The 15,801-nt window shown below is 72.5% G+C and carries 16 protein-coding genes; 10 read left to right on the forward strand and 6 right to left on the reverse strand.

Features of this window, described 5'->3' with window-relative positions; genetic code table 11:
* Window positions 1–44 precede the first annotated feature (44 nt).
* The 3 genes from iolD to iolC are packed head-to-tail and all read right to left on the reverse strand — an operon-like array spanning window position 45 to window position 3,932.
* On the reverse strand, window positions 45–1,916 hold the full coding sequence (gene iolD / locus OIE12_RS30060) for a 3D-(3,5/4)-trihydroxycyclohexane-1,2-dione acylhydrolase (decyclizing) (RefSeq protein ID WP_329140745.1): 1,872 nt from the start codon (window positions 1,914–1,916) through the stop codon (window positions 45–47).
* 57 nt (window positions 1,917–1,973) lie between these two features.
* On the reverse strand, window positions 1,974–2,855 hold the full coding sequence (locus tag OIE12_RS30065; RefSeq protein ID WP_329140747.1) for a Cgl0159 family (beta/alpha)8-fold protein: 882 nt from the start codon (window positions 2,853–2,855) through the stop codon (window positions 1,974–1,976).
* A 60-nt stretch (window positions 2,856–2,915) separates the two neighbouring features.
* On the reverse strand, window positions 2,916–3,932 hold the full coding sequence (iolC, locus tag OIE12_RS30070) for a 5-dehydro-2-deoxygluconokinase (RefSeq protein ID WP_329140749.1): 1,017 nt from the start codon (window positions 3,930–3,932) through the stop codon (window positions 2,916–2,918).
* 275 nt (window positions 3,933–4,207) lie between these two features.
* On the opposite strand from iolC, the gene OIE12_RS30075 reads away from it, so the two are divergent.
* The 4 genes from OIE12_RS30075 to OIE12_RS30090 are packed head-to-tail and all read left to right on the forward strand — an operon-like array spanning window position 4,208 to window position 8,135.
* Window positions 4,208–5,224, forward strand: coding sequence for a sugar ABC transporter substrate-binding protein (locus tag OIE12_RS30075; RefSeq protein WP_329140751.1), 1,017 nt, complete (start codon window positions 4,208–4,210; stop codon window positions 5,222–5,224).
* Window positions 5,224–6,300 carry an ABC transporter permease gene (locus tag OIE12_RS30080; protein WP_329140753.1) on the forward strand — a complete coding sequence of 359 codons (1,077 nt, stop codon included), beginning with the start codon at window positions 5,224–5,226 and terminating at the stop codon, window positions 6,298–6,300. The genes OIE12_RS30075 and OIE12_RS30080 overlap by 1 nt, the downstream gene beginning before the upstream one ends.
* A 6-nt stretch (window positions 6,301–6,306) precedes the next feature.
* A complete protein-coding gene (locus tag OIE12_RS30085; RefSeq protein WP_329140754.1) occupies window positions 6,307–7,200 on the forward strand; it encodes an ATP-binding cassette domain-containing protein in 894 nt (297 codons plus the stop codon).
* A gap of 14 nt (window positions 7,201–7,214) precedes the next feature.
* Window positions 7,215–8,135: a sugar phosphate isomerase/epimerase family protein gene (locus OIE12_RS30090; protein ID WP_329140757.1), complete on the forward strand. Its 921-nt coding sequence runs from the start codon at window positions 7,215–7,217 to the stop codon at window positions 8,133–8,135.
* Between the two features lie 32 nt (window positions 8,136–8,167).
* Here the strand turns inward: OIE12_RS30090 and OIE12_RS30095 are convergent, their stop codons facing one another.
* Window positions 8,168–8,485, reverse strand: coding sequence for a hypothetical protein (locus OIE12_RS30095; protein WP_329140759.1), 318 nt, complete (start codon window positions 8,483–8,485; stop codon window positions 8,168–8,170).
* A gap of 298 nt (window positions 8,486–8,783) precedes the next feature.
* Window positions 8,784–8,999, reverse strand: coding sequence for a hypothetical protein (locus OIE12_RS30100; RefSeq protein WP_030383493.1), 216 nt, complete (start codon window positions 8,997–8,999; stop codon window positions 8,784–8,786).
* A gap of 116 nt (window positions 9,000–9,115) precedes the next feature.
* Between OIE12_RS30100 and OIE12_RS30105 the strand changes: the two genes are divergently transcribed.
* From OIE12_RS30105 to OIE12_RS30125, 5 genes are all read left to right on the forward strand, one after another.
* Window positions 9,116–10,204 (forward strand): S-(hydroxymethyl)mycothiol dehydrogenase, encoded by a 1,089-nt coding sequence (locus tag OIE12_RS30105; RefSeq protein WP_329140762.1) that lies wholly within the window; start codon window positions 9,116–9,118, stop codon window positions 10,202–10,204.
* Window positions 10,204–10,833, forward strand: a complete 630-nt coding sequence (locus OIE12_RS30110; RefSeq protein ID WP_329140764.1) for an MBL fold metallo-hydrolase — start codon at window positions 10,204–10,206, stop codon at window positions 10,831–10,833. The genes OIE12_RS30105 and OIE12_RS30110 overlap by 1 nt, the downstream gene beginning before the upstream one ends.
* A 50-nt stretch (window positions 10,834–10,883) precedes the next feature.
* On the forward strand, window positions 10,884–11,681 hold the full coding sequence (locus OIE12_RS30115) for an SDR family NAD(P)-dependent oxidoreductase (RefSeq protein WP_329140766.1): 798 nt from the start codon (window positions 10,884–10,886) through the stop codon (window positions 11,679–11,681).
* A gap of 134 nt (window positions 11,682–11,815) precedes the next feature.
* The gene (locus OIE12_RS30120) at window positions 11,816–12,511 is read left to right on the forward strand and encodes a L,D-transpeptidase family protein (RefSeq protein ID WP_329142318.1); all 696 of its coding nucleotides are present in this window, start codon (window positions 11,816–11,818) and stop codon (window positions 12,509–12,511) included.
* Window positions 12,512–12,632: 121 nt separating this feature from the next.
* The gene (locus OIE12_RS30125) at window positions 12,633–12,818 is read left to right on the forward strand and encodes a hypothetical protein (protein ID WP_329140768.1); all 186 of its coding nucleotides are present in this window, start codon (window positions 12,633–12,635) and stop codon (window positions 12,816–12,818) included.
* A gap of 104 nt (window positions 12,819–12,922) precedes the next feature.
* On the opposite strand, the gene OIE12_RS30130 is transcribed toward OIE12_RS30125, so the two are convergent.
* Window positions 12,923–14,293 (reverse strand): S1 family peptidase, encoded by a 1,371-nt coding sequence (locus OIE12_RS30130; protein ID WP_329140770.1) that lies wholly within the window; start codon window positions 14,291–14,293, stop codon window positions 12,923–12,925.
* A gap of 174 nt (window positions 14,294–14,467) precedes the next feature.
* Here OIE12_RS30130 and OIE12_RS30135 point away from each other — a divergent pair, with 174 nt between their 5' ends.
* Window positions 14,468–15,784, forward strand: coding sequence for a cytochrome P450 (locus OIE12_RS30135; protein WP_329140771.1), 1,317 nt, complete (start codon window positions 14,468–14,470; stop codon window positions 15,782–15,784).
* The last annotated feature ends 17 nt before the right edge of the window (window positions 15,785–15,801 follow it).

The following is a 15,801-nucleotide window of genomic DNA, read 5'->3' on the forward strand; positions in this document are numbered from 1 at the left end:
ACGGGGGAGGGGACGGGCAGAAGACGGGAGGGGCCGGGCGGCGGTCAGAGGTGGCGGCGGCGGGTGGCGACCTGGCGGTCGTAGCGCTCGCGGGCGGCGACGGCGGCCGCGCGGCCCGCGGTCCCGGCGACGGGCACGTCCCACCACGCCTCGGCCGGGGGAGCCGTCGCCGCCGGGTCGGTCTCGACGTACACGCAGGTCGGCCGGTCGGAGGCGCGGGCCGTCGCCAGGGCGTCGCGCAGCTCCCGCACGGTCTTGGCGCGCAGGACGTCCATGCCGAGGCTGGCGGCGTTGGCGGCGAGGTCCACCGGCAGCGGATCGCCGGTGAAGGTGCCGTCGGCGGCGCGGTACCGGTACGCGGTGCCGTAGCGCTCGCCGCCGGTCTCCTCGGACAGGCCGCCGATGGAGGCGTAGCCGTGGTTCTGCAACAGCACCAGGTTGACCGGCAACCCCTCCTGGACGGCGGTGACGATCTCGGTCGGCATCATCAGGTACGTGCCGTCGCCGACCAGCGACCACACCACCGCCTCGGGGGCGGCCTGCTGGACGCCGATGCCGGCCGGGATCTCGTACCCCATGCAGGAGTAGCCGTACTCCAGGTGGTACTGACGGGGAGACCGGGCCCGCCACAGTTTGTGCAGGTCACCGGGGAGCGAACCGGCCGCGTTGATCACCACGTCCGTGTCCCCGACGACCGCGTCCAGGGCGCCGAGCACCTGCGTCTGGGTGGGCACCGCGTCGTCGTCGGCCGCGAACGCGGCGGCCACGACCTGCTCCCAGCGCTCCTTGCCGGCCCGGTACTCCGCCTCGTACCCGGCCTCGACGCGATGGTCGGCCAGCGCCACGGTGAGCGCCGCGAGGCCGCTGCGGGCGTCGGCGACGAGCGTGCGGGCGGCGAGCTTGTGGGCGTCGAAGGCGGTGACGTTGAGGTTGACGAACCGGACGTCCGGGTGCTGGAAGAGCGTCCCGGAGGCGGTGGTGAAGTCGGAGTAGCGGGTGCCGACGCCGATCACCAGGTCGGCCTCGCGGGCGAGCGCGTCGGAGACCGCGGTGCCGGTGTGGCCGATGCCGCCGAGGTCGGCCGGGTGGTCGTGGCGCAGTGACCCCTTGCCCGCCTGGGTGGAGGCGACCGGGATGCCGGTGGCGTCCACCAGGGCCTTGAGCGCGTCCTCGGCCTCGCTGTGGTGGACCCCGCCGCCCGCGACGAGCAGCGGGCGCCGGGCGGCCCTGATCAGCCGTACCGCCTCGGCCAGTTCGGCCGGGTCGGGTTCGGGGCGCCGTACGTGCCACACGCGGTCGGCGAAGAACTCCTCGGGCCAGTCGTACGCCTCGGCCTGCACGTCCTGGGGGAGGGCGAGGGTGACCGCGCCGGTCTCGGCCGGGTCGGTGAGCACGCGCATCGCCTGGAGCGCGGAGGCGATCAGCGCCTCCGGGCGGGTGATCCGGTCGAAGAACCGGGAGACCGGGCGCAGCGCGTCGTTGACGGTGACGTCCGCGCCGGACGGGTGCTCCAGCTGCTGGAGCAGCGGGTCGGCGGGGCGGGTGGCGAAGTGGTCGCCGGGGAGCAGCAGCACCGGTAGCCGGTTGACGGTGGCGAGCGCGGCGCCGGTGACGAGGTTGGTGGCGCCGGGGCCGATCGAGGTGGTGACGGCCTGCGCGGAGAGCCGGTTCAGCTGCCGGGCGTACCCGACCGCCGCGTGCACCATGGCCTGTTCGTTGCGGCCCTGGTGGTACGGCATCACTCCCGCGTACTCCACCAGCGCCTGGCCGACGCCCGCGACGTTGCCGTGGCCGAAGATGCCCCAGGTGCCGGCGATCAGCCGCCGGCGGGTGCCGTCGCGTTCGGTGTACTGGGCGGCGAGGAACCGCACCAGGGCCTGGGCGACGGTCAGACGGACGCGCGGGGAAGGGCTCATGGAAACCTCACCGGTTACGTTGGGTTGACGGGTCGGCGTGCCGCGCGGGGCCGGTGGTCACAGCAGTCCCACCGCCGTGTCCACCGCCGCCTCCACACTGCCCGACGCCGGGTAGAGCAGCGAGCGGCCGACGACCAGACCCTGCACGGTGGGCAGCCGCAGCGCCTTGCGCCATCTCTCGTAGGCGACGTCCTGGTCCGGGCCGACCTCACCGCCGAGGAGTACCACGGGCAGCGTGGAGGTCTCCAGGACGCCGGCCATGTCGTCCGGGTCCTCGGTCACGGGCAGTTTGAGCCAGGTGTGGGCGGAGGTGCCGCCGAGTCCCGAGGCGATGGCGATCGAGCGGGTGACGGCGTCGGCGCTCAGGTCGTTGCGGACCCGGCCGTCCACCCGGCGGGAGAGGAACGGCTCGACGAAGACCGGCAGCCGCCGGGCGGCCATGGCGTCGACCGCGCGGGCGGCGGACTCCAGGGTGCGCAGCGAGCCGGGGTCGTCGTAGTCGATGCGCAGCAGCAGCTTGCCCGCGTCGAGGCCGGAGCGTTCGATGTCCTCGGCGCGGTAGCCGGTGAAGCGGTCGTCCATCTCGAAGGCGGCGCCCGCGAGGCCGCCGCGGTTCATCGAACCCATGACGACCTTGTTCTCCAGGGCGCCGAGCAGCAGCAGGTCCTCCAGGACGTCCGCGGTGGCCAGCACCCCGTCCACCCCCGGCCGGGACAGCGCGGTGCACAGCCGGTGCAGCAGATCGGCGCGGTTGGCCATGGCCAGCCGGTCGCCGCCGACGCCGAGGGCGCCGCGGGCCGGGTGGTCGGCGGCGACGATCATCAGTCGGCCGCTGTCGCCGATCAGCGGCCGCCGGGCGCGCCGGGCCGCCGCCTCGGCTATGGCCTCGGGACGGCGGACGCGTACCGCGACCAGGTCGGGGATGCTGATGCTGCTCAAGGGGGGTGCTCCGTTCTGGGGCGGCGCCGGTGGGCCGCGGACGAGAGGTGGTGCGGACGGTCAGGCCCTCGGCGGCGCGGGGCGGCCGCCGGTGAGGAGATCCTCGACCTCGGCGGGCGTCGGCATCGCGGCGGAGCAGGCGAGGCGGGAGGCGACGAGCGCCCCGGCCGCGTTGGCGTACCGCATGGTCCTCTCCAGCGCCCAGCCGGAGAGCAGACCGTGGCAGAGCGCCCCGCCGAAGGCGTCGCCCGCGCCGAGGCCGTTGACGACCTCCACCGGCACCGGCTCCATCTCGGCCTCGGTGCCGTCGCGGTGGACGGCGAGGACGCCCTTGGGTCCCTGCTTGACGACGGCGAGTTCGACCCCGGCGGCCAGCAGTGCCTCGGCGCAGGCGCGCGGCTCGCGCACCCCGGTGGCGATCTCGCACTCGTCGAGGTTGCCGACGGCGACGGTGGCGTGCCGCAGGGCTTCTGCGTAGTACGGGCGGGCGGTCTCCGGGTCGTGCCAGAACATCGGCCGCCAGTCGAGGTCGAAGACGGTGGTGCCGGCCCTGGCCCGGGCCCGCAGGGCGGCCAGGGTGGCCGAGCGGCTGGGCTCCTCGCTCAGCCCGGTGCCGGTGATCCAGAAGATCCGCGCCGAGCGGATCGCGGCGAGGTCCAGCTCGGCGGCGGTGATCTGCAGGTCGGGGGCCTTGGGGCGGCGGTAGAAGTACAGCGGGAAGTCGTCCGGCGGGAAGATCTCGCAGAACGTCACCGGCGTCTGCTCGCCCGCGACCGGGGTGACGAACCGGTCGTCGACGCCGAACTCGCGCAGCGCGGTGTGCAGATAGGCGCCGAAGGGGTCGTCGCCGGTGCGGGTGAGGACGGCGCTCGCCCGGCCCAGGCGCGCGGCGGCCACCGCCACGTTGGCCGCGCTGCCGCCGAGGAACTTCCCGAACGATTCCACCTCGGACAGTGGCACTCCGGTCTGCAAGGGGTAAAGATCGACCCCGATGCGTCCCATGGTGAGCAGGTCGAAGGACGCGGAGGAGGTGTCGGCGGAGGCATCGGCGGGCGAGGAACCGGTGGGCAGGGGCATGCGCACAGGTGTAGGCGCCCCGGGACCGCATGTCAAGGCTTTGTACGGACATGCGCTTGTACGGACATTCGGACCTGCTTCTGAAGTGATGTCTTGACAAAGTATTGACAGTGGGGTGGCGCAGGGGTTTGTATCCCGTCCCAACACCCCGCCCGAACACCCCGCCCGGACCACGTGCCACGGCCCGGGTACTCTGCCCCGGACCTGTGAGCGGGCACCGACGCCCGCCGCCGTCCCGTTCCCTTCCCCCGGCCGCACAGTGAGGTGCTGGAAAGATGGACCGCACGAATCACCCCCGCTCCCGCAGAGTCGCGCTCGTCGCCACGGCGGCGATATCGGCCCTGCTGATAGCCGGCTGCTCCAGCAGCTCGGGCGGGAAGAAGGCCGAGGACGACGCCAAGGGCGCCGCCGCGGGCAAGGCGAGCACCCCCCGCATGACGGTCGCGCTGGTCACCCACCAGGCGCCCGGCGACACGTTCTGGGACATCGTCCGCAAGGGTGCCGAGGCCGCCGCCGCCAAGGACAACATCAAGCTGATCTACTCCTCCGACCCGAGCGCGGGCAACCAGGCCAACCTGGTGCAGAACGCCGTCGACCAGAAGGTCGACGGCATCGCCGTCACCCTGGCCAAGCCCGACGCCATGAAGGACGTCATCGGCAAGGCCGGCGACGCGGACATCCCCGTTGTCGGCCTCAACTCCGGTCTCGCCGACTGGAAGAAGCTCGGCCTGCTGGAGTTCTTCGGGCAGGACGAGAGCGTGGCGGGCGAGGCGTTCGGCAAGAAGCTCAACGAGGTCGGCGCCAAGAAGGCCGTCTGCGTCGTCCACGAACAGGGCAACGTCGGCCTCACCCAGCGCTGCGACGGCGTGAAGAAGACCTTCGACGGCGACATCGAGAACCTCTACGTCAACGGCACCGACATGCCGTCCGTGAAGTCCACGATCACCGCCAAGCTCAAGCAGGACACCTCCATCGACCACGTCGTCACGCTCGGCGCCCCGTTCGCCATGACGGCCACGCAGTCCGTCGGCGACGCCGGCAGCAAGGCGAAGATCGCCACCTTCGACCTCAACAAGGACCTCACCGGCGCCATCAAGAAGGGCACCATCGAGTTCGCCGTCGACCAGCAGCCCTACCTCCAGGGCTACCTCGCCGTGGACTCCCTGTGGCTGTACAAGAACAACGGCAACTACAGCGGCGGCGGTGAGCAGCCGGTGCTGACCGGCCCGGCCTTCGTCGACAAGTCCAACGTCGACAAGATCTCGGAGTTCGCCGCGAAGGGCACCCGGTGATGGGCATGACCCAGCAGGCAGCGCCGGCGGCGGACTCGCCGCCGGCCTCCGGCTCCGGGCAGCGCGACGGCCGTACCCGGCAGCGCTCGCTGGCGCTGCGGCTGCTCGCCCGGCCCGAGGTCGGCGTCTTCCTCGGCGCCGTCGCGGTGTTCGTGTTCTTCTTCGTGATGGCGCCGACCGTGCGCCAGGGCAGCTCGATGGCCACCGTCCTCTACCAGGCGTCCACCATCGGCATCATGGCCCTCCCCGTGGCGCTGCTGATGATCGGCGGCGAGTTCGACCTGTCGGCCGGTGTCGCCGTGATCAGCTCGGCGCTGACCGCGGCCATGATCAGCTTCCAGCTCACCATGAACGTCTGGGTGGGCGTGCTCGTCGCGCTGGTGCTCTCCCTGGCCGTCGGGGCCTTCAACGGCTGGATGATGGTCCGCACCGGACTGCCCAGCTTCCTGGTGACCCTCGGCACCTTCCTCGGCCTCCAGGGCGTCAACCTGGCCGTCACCAAGCTGGTCACCGGCAACGTCGCCACCGACGACATCAGCGACATGGACGGCTTCGACCAGGCCAAGAGCGTCTTCTCCTCCTCCTTCCACCTCGGCGACGTCCAGGTGAAGATCACCGTGGTGTGGTGGCTGGTGTTCGCCGCGCTGGCCACCTGGGTGCTGCTGCGTACCAAGTACGGCAACTGGATCTTCGCCGTCGGCGGCAACCAGGACAGCGCCCGCGCGGTCGGCGTGCCGGTGAGGTTCACCAAGATCTCGCTGTTCATGCTGGTCGGCTTCGGCGCCTGGTTCGTCGGCATGCACCAGCTGTTCGCGTTCAACACCGTGCAGTCCGGCGAGGGCGTCGGCCAGGAGCTCATCTACATCGCCGCCGCCGTGATCGGCGGCTGTCTGCTCACCGGCGGCTACGGCTCCGCGATCGGGCCGGTCTTCGGCGCCTTCATGTTCGGCATGGTGAGCCAGGGCATCGTCTTCGCCGGCTGGAACCCCGACTGGTTCAAGGCCTTCCTCGGCGTGATGCTCCTCGGGGCCACCCTCATCAATCTGTGGGTCCGCCAGTCGGCGGCCCGGAGGTGACCACCCATGACCACCGCTGACCCCAAGAAGAGCACCGCACCGGCCGACGCGGACGTCTCACCGCTCGTCGAACTGCGCGGCGCCGGGAAGTCGTACGGCAACATCCGCGCCCTGCACGGCGTCGACCTCACCGTCCACCCCGGCCGGGTGACCTGCGTGCTCGGCGACAACGGCGCCGGCAAGTCCACCCTCATCAAGATCATCTCCGGGCTGCACCAGCACACCGAGGGCGAGTTCCTCGTCGACGGCGCCCCCGTCCGGTTCGGCACCCCGCGCGAGGCCCTCGCCAAGGGCATCGCCACCGTCTACCAGGACCTCGCCACCGTGCCGCTGATGCCGGTGTGGCGGAACTTCTTCCTCGGCTCCGAGATGACCAAGGGCCCCTGGCCCGTACGGCGCCTCGACATCGCCCGCATGAAGCGGACCGCCGACGAGGAACTGCGCAACATGGGCATCGTCCTGGACGACCTGGAACAGCCCATCGGCACCCTCTCCGGCGGCCAGCGCCAGTCCGTCGCCATCGCCCGCGCCGTCTACTTCGGCGCCCGCGTCCTCATCCTCGACGAGCCCACCGCCGCCCTCGGCGTCAAGCAGTCCGGGGTGGTCCTCAAGTACATCGCCGCCGCCCGCGACCGCGGCCTCGGCGTCATCTTCATCACCCACAACCCCCACCACGCCTACATGGTCGGCGACCACTTCAGCGTGCTGCGCCTCGGCACCCTGGAACTGTCCGCCGCCCGCAGCGAGGTGAGCCTGGAGGAACTGACCAACCACATGGCGGGCGGCGCGGAACTGGCCGCCCTCAAGCACGAACTCGCACAGGTCAGCGGCGTGGACGTCGAGGAACTCCCCGGGACTCCGGACGTCCAGGCACCGGTGAAGGCAACAGGCAACCCCTGAAGGGACCGTGTGACATGACCGGCAGCGCTTCCCCCGCACCCGCCCTGGACCGCATCCGGGTCGGCTCCGCCCCCGACTCCTGGGGCGTCTGGTTCCCGGACGATCCCCGGCAGGTGCCCTGGCAGCGCTTCCTCGACGAGGTCGCCGAGGCCGGCTACTCCTGGATCGAGCTCGGCCCCTACGGCTACCTCCCCACCGACCCGGCCCGGCTCACCGCGGAGGTGGACCGGCGGAACCTGAAGGTCTCCGCCGGCACCATCTTCTGCGGACTGCACCGGGGCCCCGCCGAGTGGGACGCCACCTGGGAGCAGGTGAGCCGCGTCGCCGCCCTCACCCGCGCCATGGGCGCGGGGCACCTCGTCGTCATCCCGTCCTTCTGGCGCGACGACAAGACCGCCGAGATCCTCGAGCCCGCCGAACTCACCGCCGAGCAGTGGACCCACCTCACCCGGGGCATGGAACGCCTGGGCCGCGAGGTCAAGGACACCTACGGTCTCGACATCGTCGTCCACCCGCACGCCGACACCCACATCGACACCGAGGAGCACGTCGAACGGTTCCTCGACGCCACCGACCCCGCGCTGGTCAACCTGTGCCTGGACACCGGGCACTACGCCTACTGCGGGGGCGACAGCGTCAAGCTGATCGAGACGTACGGCGAGCGGATCGGCTACCTCCACCTCAAGCAGGTCGACCCGGACGTCCTCGCGGGCGTCGTCGCGGGCGGGGTGCCGTTCGGGCCCGCGGTGGCCCGGGGGGTGATGTGCGAGCCGCCGGGAGGTGTGCCGGAGCTGGGGCCGGTGCTCACGGCGGCGCAGAAGCTCGACGTGGACCTGTTCGCGATCGTCGAGCAGGACATGTATCCGTGCGCACCGGACAGGCCGTTGCCGATCGCGGTGCGGACGCGGAGGTTCCTGCGGTCCTGCGGGGCGTGAGGCGTCCCTGCGGGGCGTCGGCCGGTGAGCGGTCAGGCGTGGCGGCCGTCCGGGCCCATCGGCTCGTCGAACGCGTGGGTGCCGGTGCCGCTGCCGCCCCTGCCGTAGCCGCGGCTCCGGCGGTGCCGGCGGCGGCTGCGGTGCGCGCTGTTCAGCGCGGTGGCCATGCCGAGGCTGAACAGCAGGGCGAGGGCGAGGCCGGCGCAGAAGAGGGCGAGGGCGTTCATCGTGGCGATGTGGTTGCCCAGCACGGAGACGGAGTACTCGGGGCCGCCCCCGAGGTTGTCGGCGATCGCGAGGCCGGTGAAGGCCGCGGTGGCCGCGAGGAGGAGCAGTCCGAGGACCAGCATGCGAGTCATCCCCTCGGGTGGGAGTTTTGTCCGGATTGTGTTCGGTGTGCCGAGTACCCAGTCGCTCCGCGGGGTACCGGGTGTGTCGGGGTGCAGGGGGCTTTCTTTCGCCCCCGCCGCCCCTACCCTTCCCGTCCCTTCAAGGGGCTCCGCCCCTTGGACCCCGAAACGGGGCTTCGCCCCGTTGCGCAGTTCCCCGCGCCCCTATCCAGGGGCGCGGGGAACTGCGCGATCTTTTGGGGGTCCGGGGGCTTGCCCCCGGGTTGGGACGGGAAGGGGCGGCGGGGGCGAGAAAACTTCACGCCGTCACATAGTGGTGGGCGTCCGCGCCGCGCCATTTGACCCAGGCCGGGTCGTCCAGCAATTCCTCCGCATCCGGCAGACCCGCCCGCCCCAGGAACTCGACCAGGTCCTCGTCGGAGAACGCCACCCCCAGACTCTCCCCACGCGCGGTCACGCGCCGGCCCCCCGACCCCAGCGGCGGATGAACGATCACAGGTGCACGCCCGGACATGTCTCCAGCATCGTCCCGTCGGCGACACCCCGCATCCCCACGTCCCGGAATGCGTGAAGATCATAGGGTGTCGGCACCCCGGCACCACCCCGGCAGCGACGGAAGGCAGCAGCACCATGGCCCAGGAAGTACGCGGCGTGATCGCACCCGGCAAGGACGAACCCGTCCGCATCGAGACGATCGTGGTGCCGGACCCCGGTCCGGGCGAGGCGGTGGTGGACATCCGGGCCTGCGGCGTCTGCCACACCGACCTGCACTACAAGCAGGGCGGCATCAGCGACGACTACCCGTTCCTCCTCGGCCACGAGGCCTCCGGCGTCGTCGAGTCCGTCGGCGAGGGCGTCACCGACCTGGCCCCCGGCGACTTCGTCATCCTCAACTGGCGCGCGGTGTGCGGCCAGTGCCGCGCGTGTCTGCGCGGCCGCCCCTGGTACTGCTTCGACACCCACAACGCGAAGCAGCGGATGACCCTCGCCTCCACCGGCCAGGAACTCTCCCCGGCGCTCGGCATCGGCGCCTTCGCCGACAAGACCCTGGTCGCCGCCGGCCAGTGCACCAAGGTCGACCCTGCGGTCGCCCCCGAGGTCGCCGGACTGCTCGGCTGCGGCGTCATGGCCGGCATCGGCGCCGCGCTCAACACCGGCAACGTCGGCCGCGGCGACTCCGTCGCCGTCATCGGCTGCGGCGGCGTCGGCGACGCGGCGATCGCCGGGTCCCGGCTGGCGGGCGCCGCGAAGATCATCGCCGTCGACATCGACCCCCGCAAGCTGGAGACGGCGAAGAAGCTCGGCGCCACCCACACCGTCAACTCCCGCGAGAGCGACCCCATCGAGGCGGTCCGCGAGCTGACCGGCGGCTTCGGCGCCGACGTCGTCATCGAGGCCGTCGGCCGCCCGGAGACGTACAAGCAGGCCTTCTACGCCCGCGACCTGGCCGGCACCGTCGTCCTCGTCGGCGTGCCCACCCCCGAGATGAAGCTCGAACTGCCGCTGCTCGACGTGTTCGGCCGCGGCGGCGCGCTGAAGTCCTCCTGGTACGGCGACTGCCTGCCCTCCCGCGACTTCCCCATGCTCATCGACCTGCACCTCCAGGGCCGCCTGGACCTCGGCGCCTTCGTCACCGAGACGATCGCCCTCGACGGCGTCGAGCAGGCCTTCGAGCGGATGCACCAGGGCGACGTGCTGCGCTCGGTGGTGACGCTCTGATGGCCGCGCGCATCGACCACCTGGTCACCTCCGGCCAGTTCACCCTCGACGGCGGCACCTGGGACGTCGACAACAACGTGTGGATCGTCGGCGACGACCACGAGGCGGTCGTCATCGACGCCGCGCACGACGTCGACGCCATCGTCGAGGCGCTCGGCGGCCGCCGGCTGCGGGCCATCGTCTGCACCCACGCCCACAACGACCACGTGGGCGCCGCGCCCGCCCTCGCCGAGCGCACCGGCGCCGTGATCTGGCTGCACCCCGACGACCTGCCGCTGTGGAAGCTGACCCACCCCGACCGGCTCCCGGACCACTGGCTGGACGACGGCCAGGTCCTGGAGGCCGCCGGCGCCGACCTGACCGTGCTGCACACACCCGGGCACGCGCCGGGCGCGGTCTGCCTGTACGACCCCGGGCTCGGCACGGTCTTCACCGGCGACACCCTCTTCCAGGGCGGTCCGGGCGCCACCGGGCGGTCGTACTCGCACTTCCCGACCATCGTCGACTCCATCCGGGACCGGCTGCTCACGCTGCCGCCCGGGACGGTGGTCCGCACCGGCCACGGCGACAGCACCACGATCGGCGCCGAGGCCCCGCACCTGGAGGAATGGATCGCCCGCGGGCACTGATCCGCGCCGGGCACTGTGCCGGGTGATCACCGCGCGGTACGTTCGGAGCCATGACTGCGACGGCTGCGGGACGGTTCGACGGGTACGGCGCGCTGATCACCGGCGCGGCACGGGGGATCGGGGCGGCCACCGCACGGCGGCTCGCCGAGGAGGGCGCCCGCGTCCTCGTCACCGACATCGACGCGGCGGCGGCCGAGGGGACGGCCGCCGGGCTGCGTGCCGAGGGACTGGCCGCCGAGGCGTACGGCTGCGACGTGGCGGACCGGGCGTCGGTGGAGGCCGCCGTCGCCCGCGCCGTCGAGGCCTTCGGCGCGCTCGACGTGCTGGTCAACAACGCCTACCACTGCGCTCCCGACGCCCCGCTCTTCGAGGACGAGCCCGACGAGAACTGGGCCCTCGACCTGGACGTCACCCTCACCGGCGCCTACCGGTGCAGCAGGGCCGCGCTGCCGCATCTGGTGGCCTCCGGACGCGGTGCCGTCGTCACCATCGGCTCGGTCAACGGGCTCCAGGACTTCGGCAACCACGCCTACAGCGCCGCCAAGGCGGGGCTCGTCTCCCTCACCCGTACGCTCGCCGGGCACGCCGGACCGCGCGGGGTGCGCGTCAACCTCGTGGCGCCCGGCACGGTCCGCACCCCCGCCTGGGCCGACCGCCCCCAGGCCCTGGCCGCCGCCGCGGAGGTCTACCCGCTGGGCCGGGTCGGCGAGCCCGAGGACATCGCGGCCGCCGTCGCCTTCCTCGCCTCCCGCGACGCGGCCTGGATCACCGGTACGACGCTGTGCGTGGACGGCGGCGTGACGGCGGTCAACACGGGGTTCAAGGGCATCCGGCACCGGCTGTCCTGAACGGCTCCCGGGAACCCGGCCCCGGTGTGCAACCGCCGGGCGCCCTCGCGTGTCTACCTGGACGAGTCCGTACCGTCCCGGAGGTACCGGGAGTGGGAGGACGGGGCAGGGGGAAGCGTGCCATGAGGGACATCCTGGGCGACGCCCGCAGACGGACCGTCGTCGCGCTCGGCATCACCTCACTGGTGACACCGCTCACGCTCGCGCTCGGGGCAGCGCCCGCGACCGCCGCGAGCTGTACGACGTCGACCGGGCCGTACCAGAAGCAGGTGGAGAGGTTCCTGGGCCGGCCGGTGAACGGCAAGCAGTCCGCCGCCGACTGCAAGGCGATCCGCGCCTTCCAGACCAAGCACGGCATCACCCCGAACATCGGCTACGCCGGCCCCGTCACCTGGGGCGTGATGGACCTCATGAACAAGCAGAAGGCGGTCGGCAAGAACCCCAACAAGGCCGGCAAGTGCCCCGTCAACAAGGGCCGCATCGCCTGCGTCGACCTCACGCTGCAACTCAGCTGGATCCAGGACGGCAAGAACCTCGTGTACGGTCCGGTGCCGGTGCGGACCGGGCGCAACGGGTACGAGACCCGCACCGGCCTGAAGAAGATCTACTGGCGCCACATCGACCACGTGTCGTCGATCTACCACGTGGCCATGCCGTACAGCCAGTTCTTCGACGGCGGTGAGGCCTTCCACTCGGTCGGCGTCAGCATGTGGAACCCGCCGGGCTCGCACGGCTGCGTCAACATGACGACGAAGGACGCGAAGAAGTACTGGTCGCTGCTGAGGAACGGTGACGATGTGTACGTGTACGGGCGCAAGCCGGGTACGTGAGGCGGCGTGCGGAGTGACGCGCGCCACCTCCGCACCGCTGCTGAGCTGGGGTGATGAGCTTCACGCACCCAAATGCCGGAATACGTAGGATTGCTCACAACGCCTTCACGCCGGGACTCGTATGCTTCACGGCATGTCCACCACTCCTGGGCCGGCCGTCGAGAGGTCGGCCGACGAAGTCAACGACGAGATCCGTGCGTTGTGGCGCCGGTCGGGCGGCACGCTGACGGGTGAGCAGCGCGAGGAGTACCAGCGGCTCGTCATGGAATGGGCCACCGCGGTACCGCAGCCCCGCCGAGCGGCCTGACACGTCAGGGGTTCCCCCTTTCCCCCGGTGGGGCGCGATCGAGCCCGGGGGTTCGGGTGCGTTGGCGGCCGCGGGGGCGAAGAAACCCCCGCGGGAACCCCCCGTCAGGTCCAGGTGCGGGCGTACTGCCGGCGGTAGGCCTTGCGGTCCTGCTCCGCGCGGATGTAGCGCGCGGCCACCCAGGCCACCACACTCCCCGCGAGAACCAGCAACCCCGGCCCCACCGTCCCCGGATCGGTGAGACGGGCCACGAGGGACCGACCCCCCGCATCGCCCACCTGCTCCACCGCCCCCGGCGCGACCATCGCCCCCTGGGACGCCGACGCCTCCGGCGCACCGGCGCCCCCCGCCGCCCCACCGGCCCCCGCATCCACCCCCGCCAGCCGCACACCCAACGCCTTCATCGCCGCCCCCAGCGGCTGGAAGAACGTCGTCCCCCCGCTCGCACAGTCCCCGCTGCCCCCCGACGTCACCCCCAGCGCCGTCCCGTCGGAGAACAGCGGCCCCCCGCTGTCCCCCGGCTCCGCGCAGACATCCGTCTCGATGAGCCCGGTCACCGTCCCCTCGGGATAGTTGACCGTGGCGTCGAGCCCGGTCACCTTCCCGTCGTGCAGCCCGCTCGTACTGCCGCTGCGGAACACCCGCTGCCCCACCACCGCGTCACCGGCCGCACCGATACGGACCCCCTTACCGTCACCGATGGCGATCACATTGCCGTCCGCACCGGCCGACCGCCCGTTGTCGTACCGGATGAGCGAGAAGTCGTTGCCGGGGAAGCGGGAGGACACCGTCTGCCCCAGCTCGCTCGCGCCCCCGTCGTCGGAGAACCACACCGAGCCCTTCGGCCCGCAATGACCGGCGGTGAGGATGAACGAGGTCTGCCCGTCGGTCACGTTGTACCCGGCCGAACAGCGGCCGCCCGTGGAGAACATGGGCTGCGCCCCGTTCAGCCGGGTGGTGAACTCGCCCTTGATCCGCTCCATCCGCACCATGCCGCCCATGGACTCGGCGAGCCGCGTCAGCCGCGACCAGTCGCCGGCCGAGACGGTGGGGTCCGCCCGTACGACGACCTCGTTGGCCGTGTAGTCCACCGACCAGGCGGTGCCCGCGACCCGCGGCGCCGCGCGCAGACCCTTCGCGGCCGACCTCAGCTGGTCCATGCTGTGCCGCACCACCTTGGCGCGGGCCCCGGCCGCCGTCACCGTCCCCGCCGCGTCCCGGTCGGTCACGGCCACCACCGCCCGGCCGTCGGCGCCGACCCAGGTGCCCGCCGTACGGCCGGTGCCCAGCCGGGAGACGAGCCCGGCGCCCCGCGCGGCGGCCGACTCGGCGGCCAGGGGCCGGGGCGAGGCCGTGCCACCGGCCGGCTCGGTGGCCATGGCGGCCTGGGTGACCATGAAGCCCCCCAGAAGGATGCCGCCGACGGCCGACAGCCGTATCCCGCGCCGGACGCTCCGTCGTCGTACGTGCCTCATGCAGGGCTCCCGAACCACTGAACACCGCCGGCGGCCCACCACCGCACGGAGCGCCCCGGTCGTCGGACGCCGTCACTCCATACGTGCGCCCGGGCGCGGGTGTTCAGCCCCGGAAGCCGTCGGCCGCACCCGGGTGCCGGGAGTCCCGGAGCCCCGTCGGGGCACTCGCCGCCCATGACCGTGAACCGCCGCCCCCTGATCGACCGCTCCCTCGCCGTGCTCGCCGAGGGATACGCCTGGCTGCCCAACCGCATGCGGGACAGCGCGGAGCCCGTGCTGTGCACCCGCGTGCTCGGCCGTCCCGCACTGGCCGTGCGCGGGCCGGACGCCGTGCGGTTCTTCTACGACGAGGACCACGTCCGCCGGCACGGAGCCCTCCCCGAGCCCGTGCGTGCCACCCTGTTCGGCCAGGACCCCGTGCACACCCTCGACGGCGACGCCCACCGCACCCGTAAGCGGATCTTCCTGCCGCTGCTGTCCCCGGACCGCGTCACCGGCATCGTCGAGGAGGTCGTCCGGGCCTGGGACGACGCCGTCCCCGAGTGGGCCGCGCAGCCCCGCATCACGCTGTTCGACGAGGCCGGCACCGTCCTCACCCGCGGCATCTGCCGCTGGGCCGGGGTCCCCCTGCCCGACGGGGACGCCGCACACCCGGGGCCTGTGGCGAAAGTCCCGTCTGCCCCCGGGCGGACGAGGGGACTTTCGTCACAGGCCCTGGCCGCCGACCTGCTCGCCATGGTCGACGGGTTCGCCACCGCCGGCCCGCGCCACTTCCGGGCCCGCCGCGCCCGCAACCGGCAGGAGGTCCGGCTGGCCCACCTGGTGGACGCCGTCCGCGCCGGCACGGCCACCGCGCCCACCGGTTCCGTACTGGACGCGGTCTGCCGGCACCGCGACGCCGACGGCGAGCCGCTCGGCGCCCGTACGGCCGCGGTGGAGCTGCTCAACGTGCTGCGCCCCACCGCCGCCGTCGCCTGGTTCGTCGCCTTCGCCGCGCACGCCCTGCACCGGTGGCCCGCCCACCGGGAACCGCTGCGCGACGGCGACCCCGCGTTCGCCACCGCCTTCGCGCACGAGGTCCGCCGCTTCTACCCCTTCGCCCCCTTCCTCGGCGGCCTCGCCGTGCGGGAGCTGTCCTGGCGGGGCGCGACCCTGCCCGAGGGCGGGATCGTCCTCCTCGACGTGTACGGGCAGAACCACGACGAGAAGCTGTGGGGGGACCCGTACGCGTTCCGCCCGCAGCGCTTCCTGGACCGCCCGGCCGCGGTCGACGCCCTGATCCCGCAGGGCGGGGGAGACCCGCACACCAACCACCGCTGCCCCGGCGAGAACGTCACCATCGGCCTGCTCGAAGCGCTCGCCGTCCGGCTGGCCCGGCTGGAGTACACCCTCCCCGAGCAGGACCTCACCATCCCGCTGCGCCGCATCCCGACCCGCCCGCGCAGCGGCGTCGTACTCACCGACGTGCGGGCGGACCCGGCCGCCCGCTGATCACAGTCGTACACCGA

The organism is Streptomyces sp. NBC_00670 (assembly GCF_036226765.1).
Lineage (GTDB): Bacteria > Actinomycetota > Actinomycetes > Streptomycetales > Streptomycetaceae > Streptomyces.